The sequence below is a fragment of the Candidatus Zixiibacteriota bacterium genome (assembly GCA_040752595.1).
GTDB lineage: Bacteria > Zixibacteria > MSB-5A5 > WJJR01 > WJJR01 > JACQFV01.
Genome location: JBFMGX010000004.1, coordinates 199236 through 221615, shown reverse-complemented (window position 1 = coordinate 221615; position 22380 = coordinate 199236). Strand labels below are relative to the sequence as shown.

The window sequence follows — 22380 nt, the reverse complement described above, 5'->3', positions numbered from 1 at the left end:
ACAGGGTGGGATCAAACGCGGGAGTGGTAGTCGAAGGCATTTCACGGAAGAAACCCCCAAGCCAAAGGATGGTGACGATACGCGTGATCCCACCCACGCAAAAACGCAGTACTGACCCATAGGTGAAGGAACAAGCAGTCGAGAAGGGCCTCTGGCGGGGACGAGGCCCTTTTCGTTTATCAGGGGGCTGAAAGCCCCCTGTCCTCGTTGGGGAGTTTCAGGGATTGGGGCGGCATGCGGCGATCACCAGATCGGTCGAGCGCCTCTCGTCGAAGGGCTTCCGGGTCAAGTCGCCATAGACATGGATGCCGGTGAACCCGGCATTTTCCAATCGCTCCCGCATTCGGAAGTGGTCCCAGCGTTTCCAGCGCGAGGTATGAAGCTCGAACGAGTCTTTGGGTCCGGCCACAACGAGGGAGAACAGCAGGCCATCGGCATCGGGAACGGCATAGCGCCAGTAGTGGGTACCGTCGACGACGCGATGCGAGACCAGCCGACGCAGCCCGAGGAAGAAGGGGGTGAGATTGAGCATCTGAGCAAGGAGCAGCCCACCAAGACGTAGGGAGCCAAGCAGTCCCCGAAGCGAATCCTCCATTCGCTCATCGTCCTCATGGCCCACAAGCGCATTCCCCATCGCAAAGACCGCATCGAAGTGGCCGGGATAGATGACGTGGGCAGAACGAAACGGGGCGCCATGGAGGGGAAACCGCTCCCCGCGGGCCCGAACGTTCTCCAGGGTCAGCCGAAGCATCGGCTCAGAGAGATCGAGGCCGACCGGCGAAACACCGCATTTCCGAAGGGCAAAGAGGAGTGCACCGCCGCCGCAGCCGGCGTCGAGGGCCGTGCGGATCCCGTACTCAGAAACCCAAGGTCCGATCGATGCGGTTATCGCGTCGATGCGATCCGGGTACCCAGTCATCGCATTGTAATGACGCGCCAGAAACGTGTAGGAATCGGATGACCCCATTATACGCGAGGCGGCCACCGGGTCACGGCGTCATGGCTGTCGGCAGACGGCGGCGGGCCAGGGCCAGACGACCGGGGCCGCGGAAGAACAAGTGGATTGCCATCAGCAAGAGCAACGAGTCTTGCCAGATCACGTCGAATCCGGCCTTGCGACTCTGCGGATCCGAGGTGAAACAGCCACAGGCGATGTCGACGCCGCGGATGAGGTTGATCGTGACGGCCACGAGAAACACGACCAGAAGAGCACCAAGGATGGTGGTGGCGCCGTCGACCCGGGTCCCGAGGATCAGCGCCGCGCCGCAGAGGAATTCCAGCCAGGGCAGAACCACGGCGAAGATGTTCACAAGGGAACCGGGAAGGAGGTGGTAGTTGTGGACCGCTTTGGCGAAACCGGCGGGGTGGACAATCTTGTCGAGCGAGGCATAGATGAATACGCCCCCGAGAATCAGGCGAAAGAGCAATCCCAGCCATTCACTGCGCAGAATCGACATCATGGACCCCATTCGATTCACACACCGGGAGGCGGCGCCGCACCCTTCTCCATCGGCAAACCCTCTTGTTCCCAGATTGTGGAACCGCCGAAGAAGACCGAGACCTGCCCGTATCCCTTCTGACGGAGCAGTCGGGCCAGGAACAACGACAACTCGCACTCGGAGCCGCCGCAATACGTGACGATCTCCCGATCCTTCGGCAGACGTTCCTCGACGCCGGCCCAGTAATCATCGAACATCTCGAAGGGAAGCAGGACCGCGCCGGTGATGTGGCCTTGCTCATAGTCGGCCGGGTAGCGCGCGTCCACGAAGACGACGTTCTTGTCGGTGTGCTTGGCCTCGGCCTGCGTGAGCGTGAGAAACGGGGGATCACCTGGCTGTACGGACGAAGGCGGCACGATCGAGTCGGCAGCGGCTTGGACAGTGGCTCCCCATTGCCCGACCCAGGGAATCCCCCCCGGGACGACCAGGTTGCGTCCAACTCCGAGAATCACCGCGGGGCAGGCCAGGAGGATGATCTGTCTGAACAGGCGTGATGCGTGCATGTACTCTCCGGAATGTGAGCCTGGATAACCACTTCGTCCCGGACGGGGACGGCTTTGTTCTTATACGCTTCTCCCCGGCCGTCGGATGGCGGCGATGGCACAGGATTCAACGCCGGTTGCCCAGAGAGTCTCCCGGGTCTGTCGGCGGCGCCGGTCCGACGGCGAACGTATCGATGCGCCATTCCCGCTGGCCCACCAGATGCAGAGTCAACTCACGGGCAGGAGACGAACTGTCCGAGGCGAGCGCCACGGCCAGAATCAACTCGGCCTCCCCCAGTGTCAGGGAGAGATGCTTGATTCGCAGATCGGCCGTATCACCGGCGGCATCGGCAAAGACATCGATCAGCAACCGGTTGGCGGAGAAGCGCGGTGTCCCCAGGCGCTGCAAGGCAGTAATGCTGCGTCGATTCAGTGCCGCCTCGATCTGCGGGATCATTGCCTTGAGGGTATCGACCGGATCTGTGCGTTTGCGGGCGCAACCGAGTGCGCAAAGCGCTATCCCCAAGACAATGAACGTGATCGGGCCGACATGAACAGCAGATCCCTCGCTGCGCTCGGGATGACAGGTACGGGCTTCAGGTTGCTCGCTCATATCGTCTTGTACTCACAGGAAGCAACCCTGGCGGGATAGCACTGCGACGTCTCACCGCCGCAGCGGCTCGGGATCAACCAGCGATTGGCGGATGCGAAGGTACCCCTCGTACCGTTCCGTGCTGATCGAGCCGCCGGCGACGGCCTCCCGAATGGCGCAATCCGGTTCGCCGACATGAAGGCAATTACCGAATCGACATTGGCCCAGGTACGGGCGGAAATCCCGATACAAGCCGGGGAGTTCCTCGGCTGTAAGATCCCATAGTCCGATCGCTCTCAGGCCCGGCGTATCGGCGATATAACCGCCGAAACCGAGGGGATGCAACTCGATACTCGTCGTTGTATGCGTCCCACGCTCGGTCGCCTCGGAGACCTCCCGTGTACGCAACCCCAGCCCCGGCTCTAAGGCATTCAGCAGTGAGGACTTGCCGACTCCGGAGTGTCCCGCAAAGATCGACACCTTGAGTTGCACCACCTCCCGCAGTTGTGGCAGCCCCTCCCCTGTAAGCGCCGATGTCACGACGACCGGATACCCGGCCTTGTTGTAGACATGGCGGGCGCGTTCGCCGCCATGAGGCTCCACGAGATCAATCTTGTTCAGGACGACGGCGCCATCCAGGCCCGTCTTCTCGGCGACCAGGAGCAGTCGATCCACGGCGCCAAACTTGAGCCGGGGCCGTGCCAGCGACGCGACGGCGATCAGTTGGTCGCAGTTGGCAACCAAGACCTGTTCCCATTCGGGTTTCAGGACATCGGGGCGTGAGAGCTTGTTGACCCGCGGATGGACGGAATCGATGACGCCATACGGTGGGTCTTCAACGGTGACCTGAACACGATCGCCGACCGCAACCGGCGTGTGCGTCTTGGCGCCGGAAATCCGCATCCGCCCCCGCAGACCGCAGTCGAAAGTCCCTTCCGCCGTTACGACGACAAAGCGGCTTCCGTAGCTCTTGATGACCCGTCCTTCCCGAACGACCGGTTCGTCCATGGCGTTTGGCGTTCCGACGTCAGAGATCCACAATCGCAACGTGGACGGGCGACGGCATAAAAGAACCCCGGGGAGGAAGATCCCGAATGATGGGGCGACCAGAGACGGGGCCAGTGATCATATCCCGGTCATGTACTTCGCCAGGTTGGCGATGGCTTCATCGAGGTCGCAAACCTGATGAACCTCCCGATGGACGAAGCGCTCCGGGATGGGGCATTTTTCGAGAATGGACTTCAGTTGATCTCCCGAGGCAACGTCGTAGACCGTGACGCTCCCGTGCTGGGCCCGGAAGGCCCAATGATGGGCCACGGTACCCTTCTTCGACAGTTCCCTCAGATATGCCAGCCAGTCGGACATGGCCGTTATCATCCCGCCCAAATCGTTGATCGGCTCATCCTGTCCCTTGCGTCTCTCGAACACCAAGAAGTACATGTCTCTCCTCCCCGACGGAGGCGCATACGCTACCGCCTTCGAGAATATAGACCACGCCCGTGACATCGACAAGCCCGGCCGCGGCGAACGGGCGATTCAGCGACCGTCGGCGGTTGGTGCGTGCCCGGTGCCGGTGCCGGCGTGGGGGTGGTCCAGAAAGTGATCAAAAACGGGGGCCGTGGTCGCCAGGCGCTCCTGTTCCAGCCGGATCTGGGCGGACTTGTATTCCCGCAAGCGGACATGCTGCGAGAACGAGGCAATCGAACCCAGCACAAAGACGGGGCCGACCTCCGTCACGTGCAACAGGATGGAGAATCCCAGCGCCTCATCCTTGCGCACGCCAAAGAACGCCAGGCCGACCACGCAGGCCAGTTGGAAGGTCCCGATGTTCCCGGGGCTGACCGGGACCATGATGACGACCGTGTTGACGATCAAGATGACCATCGCGCCCCAGAACGGGATATCGAAGGCAAATGCGCGCAGCAGAAACAGGACCAGAAGCGCATGCGACAGCCAGGCCGACACGGAGAGCAAGCCGACCATCGATAGGTGACGGCTGCTGCGGAGCATCTTCAGTCCGTCGAGGAAGGAGGCACTCACGCTGTCCCATTCGCGCACGAGACGCGCCGGGGCACGACGGCGGAACCACCCGGCCGTCAGGGCGCTGCGTTCCCGATGACGCAAAGCCCAATAGAAGAAGCCGAAGAGCATGGCGCAGGCGAACAGGACCGCCACCTCGCCACGCACCATCCATTCCGGCATGACGAAGAGAAACGACGTGGCGAAGATCATGACGACAAGGATGAGACCATCGAACAGGACCTCGAGGATGACCATCGTGAAGGCGGAGGTCTTGGTCATCCCCAGGGTCCGGGAGAACAACAGGACGCGGGCGACCTGCCCGGTGAGCACGGGGAGGATAATGTTGAGCAACTGACCGACGTTGTAGACCGCGAAGACACGCCGCTGAGACAGGTGACGCTCGGGTGTTTGCTCCGCGGGCGGCATGATGAAACGCAGCCGCAGGGCCCGGAAGACCGGCATGCCGACAGCCCCGGCGAGCACCGGGATCAGATACCGGGGGTGCATGCCGACGATCGCCCGCCAGATGTCGAGCGGGTCGGAATCGCGGAACATGTAGACCAGGACGGCGAAGGCGGCCAAGAGACCGAGGATGCGGATCCATCGCCAGGGGGGCGCCTGCATGGGAGCGAATCCGAACGGGCGCGTCGGGACCTCGTGTGCGCCTCCGGCAACATCGTCCGCCGAGGACAACGAGTCAACGGCGAATCGGGGACGGCGCAACCCCCAGCAGACCGCTGAAGAACCGCCCCGAATTGTCATTCTGAACTCCGCCTCTCTTTGGCGGGGCTTGCCCGCCAGAGGCGGGCGAGAATCTGCTGTCTCTTCATCGGGGAAGGAAAGCAGATGCTTCGCTTCATCCCGCCCGCCGCGGCGGGCGGGATTCGCTCGGCATGACAGCCCTGTGCTCCCATGATGGTTCGCGACTGGGCGGGAGCGAATACAGTGATTGACCTCCGGCGATTGCAGGTCGCGGGATCGTTCTATTTGCCGGGGAGATCGGAGCAGTTCGAGTACATTACAGGTGGGTTGGCGGTGGGCGTTGCCCCGCCCTCCCGCTGACAGAAGCCGTTACACGATCTCGAAGGCGGTGGCGGCGACCCAGCCCTTGACGCCATTGGGGAATCGAACCAGATACCAGCCGGATTCGCTGCGCTCGACAGTGCCTTCGAGGCCATCATGGGCGACGAATTGCAGAGCGTAGTCATTACCGGGACCGCCGCGAATATCGGTCTTCACCGCAATCACGGCGCCGTCGTGTCTTGAGACATCGCGGACATAGGCGGTGGCGGCGACACCGGTCAGCAGGAGCCAGAGGCACCAACAAACAACGAGTGCGCCGACCGGGATCGCCTTCCCCGGTCTGCGCTTGGGCCATAGACTCCAGGCGGTCAGAAGAACGGCGGCCCAGAAGGAGATTCCGGCCAGGGCGCGGGCCTCATAGATCGAAAGACGACCGACGGCGGCGAGCCACCATCGCTCCAGAAAGAGCACGCCGACCGGCTCGATCTTGTCGGCGGCAAAGAGCCGGACATAGCGGTAGTTGGCCCTCAGATCGGCATCACGGGGCGTGAGACGGAGGCCGCGCCGGTACGCAACCAAGGCCGAGCCGATGCTTCCCGACTTGAATTGCGCATTCCCGAGGTCATACCAGACACGGGCGTCATCGATTCCGGACTGCACCAACGCCAGGAAACCGGCGGCCGCCGAATCGAATCGGCCGCGCTGATAGGCGGCGACGGCATCACTGAACAACCGATCCGGGCTTTGTGCCCATGCGGGACAGACCGCGCCGAAGAGAATGAGTTCGACCACGAAGGCCGACAACGTACGGGCCCGGCGGCAAGAGATGTATGCCAGAGCGGGCGTCATCGCGGTTTCTCCAGCGACACGAGGACGCGTGCCGCGCGCGCCGGGAGGTCAGCGGAGGCACGATGGTCCTGCCCCGGCGCATACCGCTGTTGATCGCACGATTGGAGTATGTCCAGGTACTCGTTGACGGTGCCCTCAGGCAGTCCATCGTCGAGGAGCTGCCCGCGCATTTCATCGCGCCGGAGACCCTGCGCGGCACAGTTGTAACGATCGGAGTAGTATTGCAGGAGCGCCTCGGCAATGGTCTCGGCGCTCAACCCGGCTGATGGCTTGTCGCTGCTTGCGCGCTCTTGCATGCGTGCCATCGCGAGGCGATAGGCCAGACGGCGACGCCGACCCACCGGATCGGCGGCTTCGCGCAGCAGGCGACGACGCCACCCCAAGAGCAGAGTCAAGCCTGCCAGTGGGAGAATGTGACCGATCCAGAAGGCGCCGCCAAAGAGACCGGGATCGCTCCGTTGCCGGAAATGTCCGCCTTCGGTCTTGAGAAAGCGAACGTCGGCGGCCAAGTCCGAGAGTTGGTCCGCGCCCAATCGAAGTGATGGGATGGTGAAATCGGCCGCCGCGCCGGTGACGGTGACCGGGATCGAATCGCTGCGGACCGTCTGATAGGACCGGCGGGCAACGTCAAAGTAGGTCACGGCGAATGGAGGAAGACGGTAGCTCCCCGGACGCTGCGGAACGAAGACTTCTTCGAACGTCTTGCGTCCGCTGACCCGATAGTCGGTTGTCGAGATGTCTTCGCTCGTGCCGCCCGAGAAGATGCGGAAGTTGGGAAGTGAATCGAAGTGCGGCTCCGGGATCGATTTGATGTTCCCCTCACCGGACACGGTGACCTTGACCGTAATCGGATCGCCGACATTCACCGAGTGGACATCGGCGCGCGCCTCGACGGCGAATCTCCCGACCAAACCGGAGGCCTCACGGGGTTTTCCAGACTCGGGCAGGGGACGTACGAACAACCGCAGAGACGTCGTCGTCAATTTGAGTTCCTCGCCGCGGTTGAAAGCGCCGAAGTAGTCGTTGTCGAACAGACTGAAGGGGTCGCGCGGTGCGGCGCGACGCCGGCCGATCACGGTCGCTTTGACTTCCGAAGGTCCGATGGTCTTTTCCCCGGCGTCGGTGGGAAACAGCGCCGTGCGGATCTCTGTGACCTCGTACGGCACGCCGTCCACAACGGTCGTGTACTGCCGCTGCGGCGGGAGGTCCTGGAACCAGAAGTTGGCGAAGGCGGGACGGGAGTATTCCGGCGACGAGAGCAACGGCTCGCCCTTGTAGAAACGGAAGATGTAGGTGACCGGCTCGTTGACGTACGCTGTGTCCTTGTCGAGGGCGGCGGTGATGAACACCTTACGCTTGGCTTCCCGTGCGGCGGAGACTTCATTTCGCGGGTGCTCGGGAGGCGCGGGCACAGGTGCCGGCGACGCCGGCGGGGCCTCATTGACGACAACGGTTTCCGCCTGCGTCGTGTACTCGACACCGTCCACGGTGACGCGCGCCGGACCAACGGTGAAGCGACCGGCATGGCGGGGCGACAGCACATACGAGTAGATGATCGACGATCGGACACGCCCGTTGGTCACCTGCATGCTCTGGTTGCGTCCCGAGGAGAAGACTTGGAAATCCGGAAGCGGCGGCAACTGCGGCTGGGGCAGTGAGCGGGAATCGCTTTCCAGAGTCAACTGCAGAGTGGCGTTCTCGGAGAGCATGATCTTCTTCGGTTCGACCTTGAGTCGAAACGTGGTATCGGCAAAGGCGGCGGCAAGCGAGAACGCCAGGAGAACACACGCCAAGGTGATGGTTCTGCCGACCCTTGCGAGAATCGGAACCGGCGGAAGATCGCCGTGACGTTCAATCGAAGACACCCGACCCCTCACCCCTTCGACTTCACTCAGGGCAGGCCTACCCTCTCCCCATAGGGGAGAGGGGAAGAAACTGCCGCCTCGCCCTTTCAAGGAGAGGGTTGGTATCAGAGTGTTGCCGCGCGCGCTCATTTTGCCAGAAATACGCACACTATCAAGTTAGGAAAGAACGGTATCCATGTCATTCTGAGCCCCGCCGTTCTTTGGCGGGGCGAAGAATCTGCTGTTACCTCTATGGGGAGAAACAGCAGATCCTTCGCTTCATCCCGCGCTCGCGGAGCGCGGGATTCACTCAGGATGACATGGGTGGAGACGCTACGCATTTCGTGTACTCTTCACGAGCCTGCCAAGCCGCCATACCAAGCTCGCACTACCAGTCCTTGACGACGTCCTCTTCGGTGACGCGTTGGGCCCGCAGGCGCTGAAGCTTCAACTCATCGTTCTTGAGCGCATCGAGGATACGCTCGGCGTCCTGTCGGGTCATCCCGGTCATCCGCTGCTGCGCCTGACGGCGGCGCTGTTCCTGTTCTTGCTGCTCTTTCTTCTGTTGGTCGGACTGCTGATCGTTCTGGGATGAATCCGACTGCTGCTGACTCTGGGAATCCTGATTCTGCTGATTCTGCGTGGAATCCTGTTTCTGTTGCTGATTCTGATTCTGGTTCTGCTGCTGATTGGAATCGGGTTTATTCTGTTGGTCCTGTTGGTTCTGCTGCTTCTGCTGGGGTGTGGAGTCCTGTTTGTCCAGGTGGCGCAGAGCCATCTCCAGGTTGTGCTTGGCGTCCAGATCGTCGGGATTGCGGCGCAGCGCCGCCTTGTAGGCATCGACCGCGGGCTGGAACTCGCGCATGCGGTAGAGTGTGTTGCCGAGGTTGTACTCGGTCTCGGCCGACAGCGTCTGGTCGTCACGAGCCAATGCGTTGTGATAGGCGGCCGCGGCGGAGTCGAAGGCACCCTTCAGATGATAGGCGTTGCCGATGTTGTAGACGACGCCGGGGACATCGGGGCGTTCGATCAACGCGGATCGGTACGCTTCGAGCGCCTCATCGTAGTGCCCCTTGCCGGCAAGGCGATTGCCATTGTTGTTGAGCTTGGCGAAGTCATCGGCGCGGGCTGTGATACCAACGAGCGTGAAGACAGCGATCAGTGAGTTGGCCATGATAGACCTTGAGAATAGGCACAGCCGGAAGTACGGCCACGGTGTGTGCGCATGAGCACGGTGAACAAGGGGCTGAAGCCCCTTGTTCACCAGACGATGCGATGGTCTCAGCCCAGTCATTTGGTCCTCTTCAAGCACCGGGAGGTGGCTGGATGTCCCGCTTCCCCCGTCGTGCCAGCGGCAACGCGGCCTCGGCCATCAACAACGCAAAGGCCGGGACGAGGAAGTACTGAAATCTCTGTTCGAACTCGGTGAACAGACGACCCTCCATCTCCTTTTTGTCGAGCGTCGATAGCTCCTTGAACAACTCGTCCAACTCCATCTGCGCCGGACCGGCGCGGAAGTAGCGGCCGTCCGTGGCCAGAGCGATCTTCTGCAGGGTGACTTCATCGAGCCTGGAGAGAACGACCTGTCCATTCTGGTCCTTCTTGAACCCGGTCAGGTTGCCCTGCTCATCCGAAAGCGGAATCGGCTCGCCGGCGGGCGTGCCGATGCCGACGGTGTAGATGCGGATTCCCTGCTTCGCCGCCTCTTGAGCCGCCGTCAGAGGATCACCCTCCGTGCCCTCACCATCCGTCACGACGATGAGGATCTTGAACTGCTTTTCGTCCTGAGAGAACATGCCGGCGGCGGTCGTGATCGCGGCATCGAGCGCGGTGCCGGGACGACCGGCCGAACGGATGTCCACGGCATCGAGCAACAACCGCGCCGCGGAGGCATCCAGAGTCAGGGGGCACTGCACAAAGGCACTGCCGGAAAAGACCACGAGGCCGATCCTGTCCCCCGCCAGACGGTCGAAGACCGCGGCGATCTCGCGCTTGGCGCGTTCCAAGCGGTTGGGCTTGACATCAGCGGCGAGCATCGAGCGGGAGACATCGAGTGCCACCACGATGTCGAGCCCGCGCCGCTGGAGCATGACGGCCCGCGCGCCCCATTGCGGTCCCGCTGTGCCCAAGATCAAAAGCACGAGCGCACCGGCAAGGAGCATTCCCCGCCAGAAGCGCCGGCGCGACATCTCTCCGCCGGTCAGCCGCTGCCAGGCAGACGATGCCGCAAAGCGCACGGCCATCGCCCGGCGACGCCGACTGACCCAGACCAGAAACACGGCCACGAGTGGAACCAGCCAGAGAAGCCATAACCAAGTGGTGGCACTGAAACGCATCGTGCAATCCGTCTCAGTCTGCTTGGGTTGGAACAGACAGAGGAAGAACTCCCTCACCCGATCCGCCTCCGGCGGATCGACCTCTCCCGGAGGGAGAGGTTATCTCACCCCCTCTCCCTTTCAGGGAGAGGGCTGGGGTGAGGGTGGTGAATGATGCGCTCATCCCGAAACAAATTCTACGGCAACGTGCGAAACCAGGTTCCATTCAGGACCACGCCGAGGACGGTCGCCGCCAGGGCCAGAGCGCTGAAGTGGGCGAACAGATCCCGATACTGAACATACTCCTTCACCTTGACCTCGGTCTTCTCCAACGTACTGATCTCCCGGTAGATGCGTTCCAACATCTGTTCGGAACGCGCGCGGTAGTAGCGGCCGCCGGTCATGTCGGCGATCTTCTGGAGCACGACCTCATCGATTTCATTGGGAAGACTGATGTATCGCTTCCCGAAGACCGGGTCCTCGACCGGATACATCGCCGTGCCCGGCTTTCCCGCGCCGATCGTGTACACCTTGATCCCGAGTGTCTTGGCGATCTCGGCGGCCGTCAACGGCTCGATTTGCCCACGGTTGTTGACACCGTCGGTCAACAGGATGATGATGCGGCTCTTGGCGTGGGAATCGCGCAGTCGGTTGACCGCATTGGCCAGGCCGGTGCCGATGGCGGTTCCATCGGTGATCATGCCGAAATCGACCTTGTCGAGGAGACTCAGCAGGACATCGTAGTCGAGCGTCAACGGACATTGCGTGAACGACTCGGCGGCGAAGACCACGAGCCCGACGCGATCATTGGTACGCCCCTTGACGAAATCGCGAATGACCTGCTTGGCGACATAGAGGCGGTTGTGCGGCTGGAAGTCCTCGGCCTTCATGGAACCGGAGACATCCAGCGCCAGCACGATGTCGATTCCTTCGGAGGTAATCTCGCGCGAGGCCGTCCCGGTCTGGGGGCGCGCCATGGCCACCAACAGCGCGGTCAGTGCCAGAATGCGGGCCGCCGAGGGAAGCCAACGGAAGCGCACGCGCCACGACGGACGAACATCGCCCATCAGAGTCAGCGATGAGAACGCCGTGGCACGGCGCTGCCGCCGGGAGCGAATCTCCCACCACACCAGCGCGACGATCAGCGGCGCGGCCCCCAGAAACCAAGGATTGGCGAAACGGAGGATCATGTGCTTCCCTGCTTGTTCGGCATTCGGTCGCTCACTGGCTCGTCCGCTCCCATTCCCTCACCCGATCCGCCTGCGGCGGATCGACCTCTCCCGGAGGGAGAGGTGATCACTTCCCCCTCTCCATTTCAGGGAGAGGGTTGGGGTGAGGGTCCTTCAGCGATTGTTGCATCATATCACGATCCGTGGGTTGCCGGGACCTGCCCGACTTCCGGCTCGTTTCCGGTCGCGGCCGGGGGGACACGGGGAATCGTCTCATTCACGAATGCGCGCACCCATTCCCAATCAACCATCGCCCGCCCTAGGCGCGCCGGGAGACGGGCATAGCGCACCTGGTCGGCCAGGTCGAGGAACTCGCGCGCCCGCTGGCGGTGGGTCCCATTGAAGGGGGCCTCATTCAGAATGGCGGCGATTTCGGTCGTGGTCTGGTCAATCGACTGCCAGCCATAGCGTCCGTCCCAGTACCGACGCAGGATCTCCGAGAGGTGGAAATACCAGAGCCGCGCGCCATCTTGATCGGGATCGACTTCCTCGTGCAGGGCTGCCAGAGCTGCCAGCGCTGTTTCCCAAGGGGGGACCGGCGGCACTGTGAGCACGGCGGCGCGGCGGCGACGACGTCGCTCCCACCACCATGTCGCCGCAAACAACAAGACGATCAACGCTCCTGCCAGCCACCAAAACCAAGCGTGCTGGCCGGCCACATAGGGGCCTTTCAAGCCGCGAATGTCGGTGGTATCGGCGCTTCCTGCCAGAACACTGGTGATTGTGACCGCCAGCGAATCGGCCCGCCACGCGCGGGTCGCGCCACTCTTGTCGGTCAATACGCCGTTGATTGACGGTATCCATAGGTCGCCGGTCTTGAAGGCGGCCAAACGCCACCGACGTTTGTACTCACGACGACCGTCGCGAAGCGCACCCTCGCTTTCCACCGTGTCGCCCAGGACGTCAAACTGGCCCAGCATCGCGGCGGGTGGTGGAACACCCAGGCGCAAGGTGGAGTCGAAGCGCACCGTGAGCACGAATGCGATTGGATCGCCGACCGTCGCGGTTTGACGGTCGGTGGAGACGATTAGCTCGGGTGGAGGAATCTGGGCGTGGACGCCCGCGACCTGCAGGAGAATGCTCGCCAGAATCGCAGCCACTCGCAACCGTCGCGGGGAATCCCACCCTGCGGGTGGGGCACAATGGCGGACATACACGTGCCGGTCAGCCCTGGGGCTGACGTTCGCCCACGACAGTGGGCGAATTTGGCCTTTGGCACGTCTCACCAGACGGACCCTCCGGGTCCGAAGTCAGCCCAAGGGCTGACCCGCACACCACAAATGCACGCCGATTCTGCAAAACGGCACTCCCACTCTTCGGGTGGGTCACTGGGGGCCATGGGGGAGACATTAGCCATCTATCGTCGGCGCTCCCGTTGGCGGAAAAAGCGGACCAGAGCATCGGCACTGGAGCCATCGGTGGCGACGGTGACGGTGTCGAGCTTGATCGAATCGAAGTATCGTTGACGGCGGGCATCCGCGACCGTCACGGTGCGTTCGAAGGCGCGTCGGGCGGCCGGGTCGGAAGTGTCGACGATTTGCCGCCGTCCGGTTTCGAAGTCCTCCAGCTCAATCAGGCCGACATCGACCCAGTTGCGCTCGCGCGGATCCTGAACCTGCACCGCGATCAGATCGTGGCGGCGATGCGCAATGGAGATCGGACGCTCCCAACCTTTGTCGAGGAAGTCGGAGATGAGAAACGCCACCGACTTGCGCCGCGTGACGCGTCCGAAGAACTCCAATGCCTGCGCGATGTCGGTGCCGGTGTGCTGGGGCGTGAAGTAGAGGATCTCCCGAATCAGACGCAGCACATGCGAGCGGCCCTTTTGCGGCGGAATGTAGAGCTCGATCTGATCGGTGAAGACGATCATGCCGACCTTGTCGTTGTTTTTGATCGCTGAAAACGCCAGGATCGCCGCGGTCTCGGCCGCCACCTGGTTCTTGGCGCGGGCGACCGTGCCGAAGTGTCCCGAGGCGGACAGATCGACCAGCAGCATCACAAGGAGTTCGCGCTCCTCGCGGAACTTCTTCACGAATGGGGCTCCGGCACGAGCGGTGACATTCCAGTCAATCAGGCGGATGTCATCGCCGGGGAGGTACTCGCGCACTTCTTCGAACTCCATCCCCTGCCCTTTGAAGACGGAATGGTATTCCCCCCCGAAGAGGTCATTGACCAGCCGGTTGGTGCGGATCTCGATCCGGCGAATCTGGGCGATGAGGTCTTTGGGGAGCATGATGTCGGTCGTTTCGCTGTCGCCATGCGCAGGGGGCTGAAAGCCCCCTGTCCGCGTGGAATGCTATTTCGAGGACAGCGGGTTTTCAACCCGCTGACGGCGCGTCTCAAACACGCTACGGTACCTCGACGTGATCGAAGATCTTCTGCACGATCGCGGCCGGGGTGATCTGTTCGGCCTCCGCTTCGTAGGTGACGATGATGCGATGACGCAGAACATCAGGGCCGATCGCCTTGATGTCCTCCGGCGTGACGTATCCGCGTGCATTGATGAACGCATGCGCCCGCGCGGCCAGGTTGAGATAGATCGACGCCCGCGGCGAAGCGCCATAGGCGATCAGGCCGGACAAGTCGAGGCCATACGCCTCCGGACGGCGCGAGGCATGAACGATGTTGACGATGTAGTCCTTCACCTTGTCGTCGATGTAGATCCGGCGCACGACACCGCGGGCGTGCAGGATGTCGCCCGGCTCGATGACCGGCTGCACCGCGATCTCCTCGGCGCCGGTCATGCGGTCCATGATCTGTCGCTCTTCGCCCCTGTCCGGGTAGCCCACGATCACTTTGAGCATGAAACGGTCGACCTGCGCCTCGGGGAGCGGATAGGTTCCCTCCTGCTCGATCGGATTCTGCGTGGCCAGCACCAGAAACGGGCTGGGTAGAGGGTGTGTCGACTCGGAGATCGTGACCTGCCGTTCCTGCATCGCCTCCAACAGGGCGCTCTGGACCTTGGCCGGGGCGCGGTTGATCTCGTCGGCCAGGATGATGTTGGCGAAGATCGGCCCCTTGCGGGTGGCGAAGCTCCCCGACGTGGGGTTGTAGACCATCGTCCCTATCAGATCAGCGGGCAGCAGATCGGGCGTGAACTGCAGCCGCTGGAACTTGGCGCGGATCGCGGCCGCCAGCGTCTTGACCGAAAGCGTCTTGGCCAGCCCCGGCACGCCTTCAAGAAGGATGTGACCATCGGCCAGAAGCCCGATCAGCAACCGCTCGACAAGTTGGTACTGCCCGACGACAACTTGTCCAATTGCGTCTTTCAGTGTGCGGCAGAAGGCGCCGGCTTTCTGGACTTCTTGCTGAATCGCTTCGATGTCTTGATGCATGGTTTGTTGTTCCTCGTGTGACCTTGGTCCGAGAATCAATGTCGTGGTCCGGGTGAATCAGTCGGCGATGAACCAGTTGTAACCCAAGCGTGGTCCAAGCGTTCCAGCGTGTCCCTTGCCAGTTGGGCAGTGCTTTCCAAGTCGGCAAAGGTCCCCGTCCATCCCGCATATCGTGTTGTGCCGCAACGCTGTAGTAGGCTGTCCAAGAGAGCCAGCACGTCGCCGTCCTTGACCCGCACAGAGACGAGGTTGACGATCTCCGTCATTGTTGCCCCGGCCAGAGAAACCCCCAAGCGACGTGCAATATAGCCGCGGATGACCCTCTCGAGATCGTTGAGGAGTCGCTCGGCGCGGTCCTCGCGGCAATGGACAGTGATTTCGGCCAGCATCCCCAGCGCCTCGTCCAATGGGGGAGGCAAGCGATGGCGATGGCGCTGAGTGACGCGTCGGCGCCAGATTCCGACGGCAAGGAAGACACCGGCGGCAGCAGCGGTTGTTCCCACGATCAGCAGCAGACGGCGGCCCAGCCGTGATTCCGGCAAGACCTCGACCATCACGGGTGCGCCGAGGACCGGCACGACTGGTCCCATGCGGCCGGACGGATCGCTGGTCACGACGACGGGGACGATGGTGCTCTTGGCCGGGGCGACGGCTTTCAGTTGGAATCGCCAGGTCCGTGTGCCTCTCCCCTGCGGATCGAATTCCTCGGATGCCGTGGACTGACCGGCAGGGCGCCATTCGGGTCCGGTGTTCAAGTACGCGCGGAGGGGTGACGGTTCCGCCAAGGTGTCACGTCGGATCGCCACCACGGTGACGGTGGCGGACTGGCCGACCCTGAGAGAGGGTCGATCGATTATCGCGGTGATCTCGATCGCCGAGACCGGGATGGCAGTCATTCCCGCCAAAGCGAAACCCAACAGAATGTGGCGGCGGAGCACAAACAGACCAGACCGCATAGCTCGAAGAAACGCTCTCACAACCGGAGCGTCAACGGCGACGACTCCACTGTTTCCTGGCTGCCTGGCCATCACAACCGGATCACGGATTGAGACGCCCCAGCGCCAGCCACGCCAGGCCCGCCAACATGCACAGCTTGAGACCCGCGGACCAACGAGAAGCGCCGTCTTCGGAAGGGTTGAACCAACACTGGGCCGCCCCAAGTAGGAGCGCCGGGATGATCGTGACGATCACGCCAAAGAGGTAGAGAGGCCCGAACCAAGGTCCGAGGCCGATTATGAGCACGATGACAGCGGCTACCGACATCAGGAGCGCCGCCACTCGAATGGCTGGGGCCCGGCCATAGGCTGTGGCAAGAGTGCGCCGTCCGGAGACAGCATCGCCGGCAACGTCCAGCGCATCCTTCAGGATTTCCCGCGGCAGGTGCAGCCAGAAAGCGGCCAGCGCCCCCCAGCCCGGTGCGATCCAGTCGGAGGGATCGGTCGGCACAGTGCAGACCGCTCCGTACACGATCGACGCGGATCCGGTGAGGGCAACGGCGACGTTGCCGAAAACCGGAATTCCCGAGAGCCGTCGGTTGTAGAGGACGAGGACGACCACAACGGTCATGGCGATCAGCGCGGAGCGCCAACCGCAGGCACAGGCGGCCCCCAGACCCAGCAACAGAAGTGCAATACGGACAATCCGCGCGGCGCCGACCGAAATGGCTCCCGTCACAAGCGGACGGTCGAGCCCATTGAGTGTGTCGATCGGGCGGTCGTGTAGGTCATTATCGATGTTCCCGGCGGCGGCGATGAGAATCGGCGCCAGGATCGCGCCTGGCAGCGCACTGTGCAGCCACCGTCCAGTGGCCAGATAGGCACCGATCCATGAGGCGGCTCCCGCCAGGAGCGCATTGTTGCCGCGCGCCAAACGCCACCAGGCGAGGACGGAGTCCATTGGGCTGGAGGTGCGTGTGCTCATGATGTCGGGATTCCTGCCTCGAACTGAGTTGACGTGCGAAGGAATCCCTCACCCGATCCGCCTTCGGCGCCGTGCCTGCCGGCAGGCAGGGATCGACCTCTCCCCCTCGAGTACGCTCGGGGCAAGCCGGAGGGAGAGGTTATCATGGCGCGGGCGACCAAGCCAGCGTCTTGTGGATGCCGCCCAGACCGCGTGAATTCAGGCAATGTCACCACCCCTGGGAGACGGCCAATCGGACGATTCCGTCGCGCCATGCCACATGATCACGCCAAGCGAATTCCAACCGTCCACTCCGATTCGATGAGCGCAGCAGTACCGCGGCTCCATAGCTGTAAGGCGTCAGACGTGATCCCGTCTCACGATCGAATGGCAAGAGCCGCGCCGCATCGCCGAAGATGGAGGCGCCGACGGCACGATCAGGAGAGACCGAAAGCTCCAGTGCCGTCGCGACTCCCGCTGTTGCGATGACGGTGCGATCGGCGTATCCGCGCAACCACTCGGAGCCGCCCAAGAACCACTCGTCGCCCGGTCCCAGCCGGGTTTCGGAATTCGGCCATGACCGTCCCCAGCCCCGGACCGTCAGCATCAAGCCGCGTCCCACGCACAAGCCGCCTGCCAGATTCCACTCGAACAACGTACGCGTCTCGCGGCGCCCACTTCTTCCGGGCACCGCCAGTTCCCGTCGCGTCGAATTCGTGAGCCGGCAGGACCACGTGACCGTGGGCGGTTCAGAACCAGGCGTCGCGTACTTGATCATGCCCTGGCCGATGCCCAAGCCAATCTCGGTGGTTCGGGCCGCGGGCACGACGGCGCGATCGGGTGTGATCTTCGACCATTGGGCGCGAACGGTGGCACGGAGCTCATGCCGTCGGTCCAGGCGGTAAGCGGTCTCCAAACGGGCATGCTGACGATGATCGCGGTGATTCCACTCTTCCAACTGCGCACGCCAATCCCAACGGCCGCATGACTTGCCGGCCTCCGCCACATCCAGCCGCAAGAGCATCTCATCACGGCGCCAACGCTCATAGCGCAGTCCAAACGAGCGGTCCCGGCGGAACATGCCGGCCATTCCCAGCGCCAGATTCCCCGAGAGCGGTGCACCGGCAGCACTGCCTCCCTCTCCGGCCGCCAGTGCCCCGGCAAACGTCGTCGCGGGCAGTTCGCGCACGTAGACAGTGACGATTGCCAGTGTATCGTCCGAAAGCAACTCGAGTTCCGGAGGCGATGCACACTGCAAATGAGAGATGCGTCGCAGTCGCCGCATGATCGCTTCCAGCGCCGACCTCGTGGCCGTCATGCCGACGCGCAGATCAAGGACGCGGGACAGCCAGACGGTGTCGGTGCGCGACACACCTTCGAATCGCCAGCCGGCGACCACAGTCAACGGACCCGGATCGACGGCGAGCGTGAATTCGATCGAGGCGTCATGCACGGTGAAGTCACGTGGCTCGACGCTCGCATGATGATGACCCTCATTGGCCAATGCGCGGAGCAGGGTCTCGACCACAAGACGCGTGCGCCCCTCATCGACGGCACCGGTCGCGGCTTCAGCAACAACTCGTTCCATCCGGGAGCGCAGCTCGCGAGGGGCACCATCGGTCCAAACGACCGGGCAATGACCGAACGTGAAGATCGCAGGAGCGGCCGCATCCGGCGGTCCGGCCCTGACGGAATCGGCGCAGGGCACAAGACCTACAGACACCCAACCGACAATGCTCATCACCGTCGATATCAGCAGGACCTTGAGAGGATAGGCGTGACGCTCGTTCATGATCGTGCCATGGTGACGGCCGCGCATCGTCGTGAATCTACCAGCGTGCCACCGATTCCACATCGATGCGCCAGCGATCGGGTTCGTCCGGGCGGTGGTCGCCCGACAGACGCGCATTCAGCGTGACACGTCCCGGCAACTGCCAGCGCAGCTCCGCCGATTCGGTCACAGAGAAACCGAGCGGTCGTCCCTCGGCCATTAAGGCCGACAGCAGTCGTGACGCATTCGTCGCCGCGACCCATGTGAGGTCGGTCTGCGCGGAAACCGTCCAGTGCTCAAGCCGCAACTGCGTACCTGGATTGACTCCCCAGAGGAACGCGCCACCGCCGAGGCGGAACTCGCGATCGTGGCGATACCGAGATTCAAGCGAGCCGCTGATGGCCCGCTGCGCCTGGCTTCTGACCGCGGCCAGAAGCGTGCGCGCGTCCGCATCCCAGGCACCGGAGGTCCCTCCTCCCCGTTCCCGGCGTTCATATCGCGCCGTGGATTCCAATGAGAACCCACCGCCGATCGCGCGTCGGATGCGGAACTCGGCGCGACGCGACTGATTGATGTTGGCGGCGGCGTTTTCTGCCTGGGTTACGGGTGCAAAGACCGTGCGCTCGCGACCGAAGGTGGCGCTGATCTCCGTGCGTTCGTCGGGCCGCGCGCTCACTCTGTGCGCGTCGCGAACCGACAATTGGGCTCCGGGCGCGAGAGAGGATTCACGCGTGGTCCAAGGGACAGCCCACGCGCCCGGCTGGAATGTGGCGGTCGCATAGCGGCCCTGGACGTCGCGCTGCAAGTCAACGGACCAGCGCCATCCTTGCCACTCGGGCCACCACGAAAGCACAAGATGCTTGTCGCCCTGGTAGGCGGTCGCACCGGCATCGGGATCTTCCACGAGAACACGTCGGAAGTCGCCGTGCGGATCGGGGATGTACTCGCCGCGTTCATAGCGATACTGCCCGTAACCGGGACGGGTCGGCAGAAATCGTTCGCGCTGTAAACCGACGCTCTGGTGCGACAGCGTCATCCCCAACTGAACAGCGGCCGACGGCGACGGCGTCCAGCGCCCATCCAGTTGTCCGCGATAATATGGGGTATATGCACCCCCACTCCATGCCCGCTCACCCCGCGCGACCGTGAGCCCGCCACCCTGGCGACCACCGAGCAGCGCGACCGGGCAGAATCCCGCCAGTTCCCGGGACCGACGGATCAGACCGACCGTGTCCTGGGTTCTATCCCAGGACTGCCGCAGCGTGACTCCCGCGACCGACGCCGTCGCCCAGCGGGACGCCGCATACGGCGTCGCCGTCTCGAAGGCGTCGTTGGCATTGTCGCAGTCCTGCTGCCGCCAGCCAACGCCGAATGTCCCCCAGCGCGGCGACAGACGCAGTGCCGACGCGTAGGAGTCGTTGCGACCGGCAGAGCGGTCGTCGCGTCGCGCGACGCGATGGTTCCATTCGGCGTCCAGTTGAAGGGAGTGGATGGGCACAATCCGGGTCCCGAGCAAGCCGCGCCAGGCGGCAATCTGCCGGTCGTGCCATAGCCCGCCCGCCAGGCGCAGGCCATTGGCACCGCCCAAGGGGATGGATGTCGTCAAGTCGAGATCATCGGACGAGGAATCGAGAAGGGATGAACGCAATCCCCACACAGCGGCCAAGCGATCGAGCCCCCCGGCGAGGCCGGGACGCGATAGGGTGTTCAGACCGTCATTGTGCAACCATTGCGCGTCGAGGGCACCGAGTCGATCGGCATCGGCTGCACCCAGATGGAGACCCAGCGCATGGCTGGAGGACAAGTCGGCGGTGCCCGATGCGAGCCGGTTGTGATCGATAGCGGCGCCGCGCCAATCGGCCGAGAACCGACCGGTCGCCCCGACCGGGAGATGGAGCGACTCGGAAACGTCCCATCGGGATTTCGGCGCGTCGACGGCGACCGTGGGTTCGAAGTCGCCTCCTCCCCTGCCGACGTATTCATAGGCCTCATCGGCGATGTGCCGGTAGCGCCCATTCCGCGCGCCGACCCACTGGAAACGCACGCGCCACGCACCCTGTCCGGGACCGACGTAGACGTACGCGGTATCGCCATCGGTCAGAACGTCGCGCCGATAATCCCCCTGGCCGTCGGTCACATGCTCGGCGGTCGGCAGACGCACGCTCCCGGACGGGTCGTTGGCCAAATGAGTCCGCTGCGATTCCGTCAGCGTCCCGGACAGAGGCGACGAAGGATCATCACCCTCCCAATCGAGCGCCAACGAGTGCCGGGGCCGCCCCTGGGAATCGGCCCACGACCAATGCGACTCCACCAGTGTACGCTCATAGGTGTCCAGCGCCTCCTCGTACTCGGCGATCAGAATCGAGTGGGCTCCGAACGACCGGCGGGGATTGATCGTGATCGTTCCGCGTCCCCAATCCACGGAGTAGTCACGGTTGTCACCCTCTTCGAGCCGCTGGCCATCGAGCCACAGCGTGATCGACCCGGGGACGATCCCCTTCCAGACCGGCGTTTCCAACAAACGGTAGGGGCCGGATTCTTCCGCGCGCAGAGTGATTCGCCGCTGTCGCCACTCGCCGTGTGGACGAGCGATGGTACCGCCCACAGCGTGGCCGGCATTGGCCCAAGTCAACTGCATGCCGGTGGCACGACGCGGCGCTTCCCCGAAGGCACGATCGGACAGTGACAACTCACCCCATCGCCCGCGAAACCGGGCGGAGCGCGCCTCGATGAACAGTCTGTCCAACGTTCCGATCCGAACGCCGTCCGAGCTTCCACCCCTGGTGTCCGCACCCGCGACGGCACGATCGCTGATTGCCGCCGCAAGCTGCAGTCCAGGGGTCAGCTCACCATCGACCGACAGCTCCAAGCCCTGCGACCAGTCGCGCCCGCCGTGATCGGCCGCCGAGAACGACAGCGACTTAAACCCCTGCCAGCGGGCATTCCCGGGGGAAGGATCGGCGCTCGCTGTTGCTGTCGACGGGAAGATCGGCAGAGTCGGCGCCCCAGCGACATGTGCGGCGACGGGAATGAGCCCATCCGACCCTGAACCCGGTGCCGATGGGCTGGATGACGGTCGAATGATCGCTGCCGTCCGCCATCGGGAGGACAAGGCAAAACCGAGCCGCCGGAAACGAACAAGGGCCGTGTCGCTCCGCGTCAGCGGGCGCGTGAACGCAATCGTGCCGTGATTATAGTCGATCTCGTAGTCGTCTTCACGGCGCAGTCGATGCGCGCCGACGGCGACGCTCTCCGAGGCCGCCATGACGAAAAAGCCGGAGAACCAGTACGGTCCGGTGGCGTCCCGGCCCGGAATGCTGACGCTGTCGCGGACGATCGGTGAGTCCGAGGCCCGGACCGGTGCGGTAGTAACCAACACCATGGAAGCCACCAGCGGAATGAGGCGACGAGGGAGATCCCTCACCCGCCTGGACCTCCGGTCCAAGCGACCTCTCTCCCTCACGCTGTTCGGGACAGTGCCGGAGGGAGAGGTTATCGGTCCCACTCTCCGTTGAAGGGA

19 protein-coding genes are annotated in these 22380 nt (G+C 63.4%); all 19 read right to left on the bottom strand.

Annotation, left to right across the window (positions count from 1 at the left end):
• Positions 1 to 217 precede the first annotated feature (217 nt).
• The gene (locus AB1792_01295) at positions 218 to 985 is read right to left on the bottom strand and encodes a class I SAM-dependent methyltransferase (protein MEW5700852.1); all 768 of its coding nucleotides are present in this window, start codon (positions 983 to 985) and stop codon (positions 218 to 220) included.
• Between the two features lie 4 nt (positions 986 to 989).
• Positions 990 to 1460 carry a MauE/DoxX family redox-associated membrane protein gene (locus AB1792_01290; protein MEW5700851.1) on the bottom strand — a complete coding sequence of 157 codons (471 nt, stop codon included), beginning with the start codon at positions 1458 to 1460 and terminating at the stop codon, positions 990 to 992.
• A gap of 14 nt (positions 1461 to 1474) precedes the next feature.
• A complete protein-coding gene (locus tag AB1792_01285) occupies positions 1475 to 2002 on the bottom strand; it encodes a rhodanese-like domain-containing protein (protein ID MEW5700850.1) in 528 nt (175 codons plus the stop codon).
• Positions 2003 to 2108: 106 nt separating this feature from the next.
• Positions 2109 to 2594 (bottom strand): hypothetical protein, encoded by a 486-nt coding sequence (locus tag AB1792_01280; protein MEW5700849.1) that lies wholly within the window; start codon positions 2592 to 2594, stop codon positions 2109 to 2111.
• Positions 2595 to 2645: 51 nt separating this feature from the next.
• Positions 2646 to 3581, bottom strand: a complete 936-nt coding sequence (rsgA, locus tag AB1792_01275) for a ribosome small subunit-dependent GTPase A (protein MEW5700848.1) — start codon at positions 3579 to 3581, stop codon at positions 2646 to 2648.
• A gap of 117 nt (positions 3582 to 3698) precedes the next feature.
• Entirely contained in the window at positions 3699 to 4013 is a 315-nt protein-coding gene (locus AB1792_01270) for a muconolactone Delta-isomerase family protein (protein ID MEW5700847.1), read from the bottom strand.
• Between the two features lie 96 nt (positions 4014 to 4109).
• Positions 4110 to 5357, bottom strand: coding sequence for a lysylphosphatidylglycerol synthase transmembrane domain-containing protein (locus AB1792_01265; protein ID MEW5700846.1), 1248 nt, complete (start codon positions 5355 to 5357; stop codon positions 4110 to 4112).
• Positions 5358 to 5666: 309 nt separating this feature from the next.
• On the bottom strand, positions 5667 to 6467 hold the full coding sequence (locus tag AB1792_01260; GenBank protein MEW5700845.1) for a hypothetical protein: 801 nt from the start codon (positions 6465 to 6467) through the stop codon (positions 5667 to 5669).
• Positions 6464 to 8332 carry a BatD family protein gene (locus AB1792_01255; protein MEW5700844.1) on the bottom strand — a complete coding sequence of 623 codons (1869 nt, stop codon included), beginning with the start codon at positions 8330 to 8332 and terminating at the stop codon, positions 6464 to 6466. Before AB1792_01255 ends, AB1792_01260 begins: the two co-directional genes overlap by 4 nt.
• Before the next feature lie 367 nt (positions 8333 to 8699).
• Positions 8700 to 9485, bottom strand: coding sequence for a tetratricopeptide repeat protein (locus tag AB1792_01250; GenBank protein MEW5700843.1), 786 nt, complete (start codon positions 9483 to 9485; stop codon positions 8700 to 8702).
• Between the two features lie 130 nt (positions 9486 to 9615).
• Complete coding sequence (locus AB1792_01245; GenBank protein ID MEW5700842.1) at positions 9616 to 10647, bottom strand: VWA domain-containing protein; 1032 nt, start codon at positions 10645 to 10647, stop codon at positions 9616 to 9618.
• Positions 10648 to 10823: 176 nt separating this feature from the next.
• A complete protein-coding gene (locus tag AB1792_01240) occupies positions 10824 to 11816 on the bottom strand; it encodes a VWA domain-containing protein (protein MEW5700841.1) in 993 nt (330 codons plus the stop codon).
• A 173-nt stretch (positions 11817 to 11989) separates the two neighbouring features.
• The gene (locus tag AB1792_01235; GenBank protein MEW5700840.1) at positions 11990 to 12955 is read right to left on the bottom strand and encodes a DUF4381 family protein; all 966 of its coding nucleotides are present in this window, start codon (positions 12953 to 12955) and stop codon (positions 11990 to 11992) included.
• A 257-nt stretch (positions 12956 to 13212) separates the two neighbouring features.
• Positions 13213 to 14088, bottom strand: a complete 876-nt coding sequence (locus AB1792_01230) for a DUF58 domain-containing protein (GenBank protein ID MEW5700839.1) — start codon at positions 14086 to 14088, stop codon at positions 13213 to 13215.
• Positions 14089 to 14203: 115 nt separating this feature from the next.
• Positions 14204 to 15190 (bottom strand): MoxR family ATPase, encoded by a 987-nt coding sequence (locus tag AB1792_01225; GenBank protein MEW5700838.1) that lies wholly within the window; start codon positions 15188 to 15190, stop codon positions 14204 to 14206.
• Between the two features lie 35 nt (positions 15191 to 15225).
• On the bottom strand, positions 15226 to 16146 hold the full coding sequence (locus AB1792_01220) for a hypothetical protein (protein MEW5700837.1): 921 nt from the start codon (positions 16144 to 16146) through the stop codon (positions 15226 to 15228).
• A gap of 82 nt (positions 16147 to 16228) precedes the next feature.
• A complete protein-coding gene (locus AB1792_01215; GenBank protein ID MEW5700836.1) occupies positions 16229 to 17110 on the bottom strand; it encodes a geranylgeranylglycerol-phosphate geranylgeranyltransferase in 882 nt (293 codons plus the stop codon).
• Positions 17111 to 17318: 208 nt separating this feature from the next.
• Positions 17319 to 18881: a hypothetical protein gene (locus AB1792_01210; GenBank protein MEW5700835.1), complete on the bottom strand. Its 1563-nt coding sequence runs from the start codon at positions 18879 to 18881 to the stop codon at positions 17319 to 17321.
• A gap of 37 nt (positions 18882 to 18918) precedes the next feature.
• Positions 18919 to 22242, bottom strand: coding sequence for a hypothetical protein (locus AB1792_01205; GenBank protein ID MEW5700834.1), 3324 nt, complete (start codon positions 22240 to 22242; stop codon positions 18919 to 18921).
• Between the last annotated feature and the right edge of the window lie 138 nt (positions 22243 to 22380).

Bases quoted from the DNA above. Each gene is read 5' to 3' on its own strand.
- AB1792_01290 (MEW5700851.1), bottom strand. From the start codon at position 1,460: ATGATGTCGATTCTGCGCAGTGAATGGCTGGGATTGCTCTTTCGCCTG.
- AB1792_01285 (MEW5700850.1), bottom strand. From the start codon at position 2,002: ATGCACGCATCACGCCTGTTCAGACAGATCATCCTCCTGGCCTGCCCC.
- AB1792_01280 (MEW5700849.1), bottom strand. From the start codon at position 2,594: ATGAGCGAGCAACCTGAAGCCCGTACCTGTCATCCCGAGCGCAGCGAG.
- rsgA (MEW5700848.1), bottom strand. From the start codon at position 3,581: ATGGACGAACCGGTCGTTCGGGAAGGACGGGTCATCAAGAGCTACGGA.
- AB1792_01270 (MEW5700847.1), bottom strand. From the start codon at position 4,013: ATGTACTTCTTGGTGTTCGAGAGACGCAAGGGACAGGATGAGCCGATC.
- AB1792_01265 (MEW5700846.1), bottom strand. From the start codon at position 5,357: ATGACAATTCGGGGCGGTTCTTCAGCGGTCTGCTGGGGGTTGCGCCGT.
- AB1792_01260 (MEW5700845.1), bottom strand. From the start codon at position 6,467: ATGACGCCCGCTCTGGCATACATCTCTTGCCGCCGGGCCCGTACGTTG.
- AB1792_01250 (MEW5700843.1), bottom strand. From the start codon at position 9,485: ATGGCCAACTCACTGATCGCTGTCTTCACGCTCGTTGGTATCACAGCC.
- AB1792_01245 (MEW5700842.1), bottom strand. From the start codon at position 10,647: ATGCGTTTCAGTGCCACCACTTGGTTATGGCTTCTCTGGCTGGTTCCA.
- AB1792_01240 (MEW5700841.1), bottom strand. From the start codon at position 11,816: ATGATCCTCCGTTTCGCCAATCCTTGGTTTCTGGGGGCCGCGCCGCTG.
- AB1792_01230 (MEW5700839.1), bottom strand. From the start codon at position 14,088: ATGCTCCCCAAAGACCTCATCGCCCAGATTCGCCGGATCGAGATCCGC.
- AB1792_01225 (MEW5700838.1), bottom strand. From the start codon at position 15,190: ATGCATCAAGACATCGAAGCGATTCAGCAAGAAGTCCAGAAAGCCGGC.
- AB1792_01220 (MEW5700837.1), bottom strand. From the start codon at position 16,146: ATGCGGTCTGGTCTGTTTGTGCTCCGCCGCCACATTCTGTTGGGTTTC.
- AB1792_01215 (MEW5700836.1), bottom strand. From the start codon at position 17,110: ATGAGCACACGCACCTCCAGCCCAATGGACTCCGTCCTCGCCTGGTGG.
- AB1792_01210 (MEW5700835.1), bottom strand. From the start codon at position 18,881: ATGAACGAGCGTCACGCCTATCCTCTCAAGGTCCTGCTGATATCGACG.
- AB1792_01205 (MEW5700834.1), bottom strand. From the start codon at position 22,242: ATGGTGTTGGTTACTACCGCACCGGTCCGGGCCTCGGACTCACCGATC.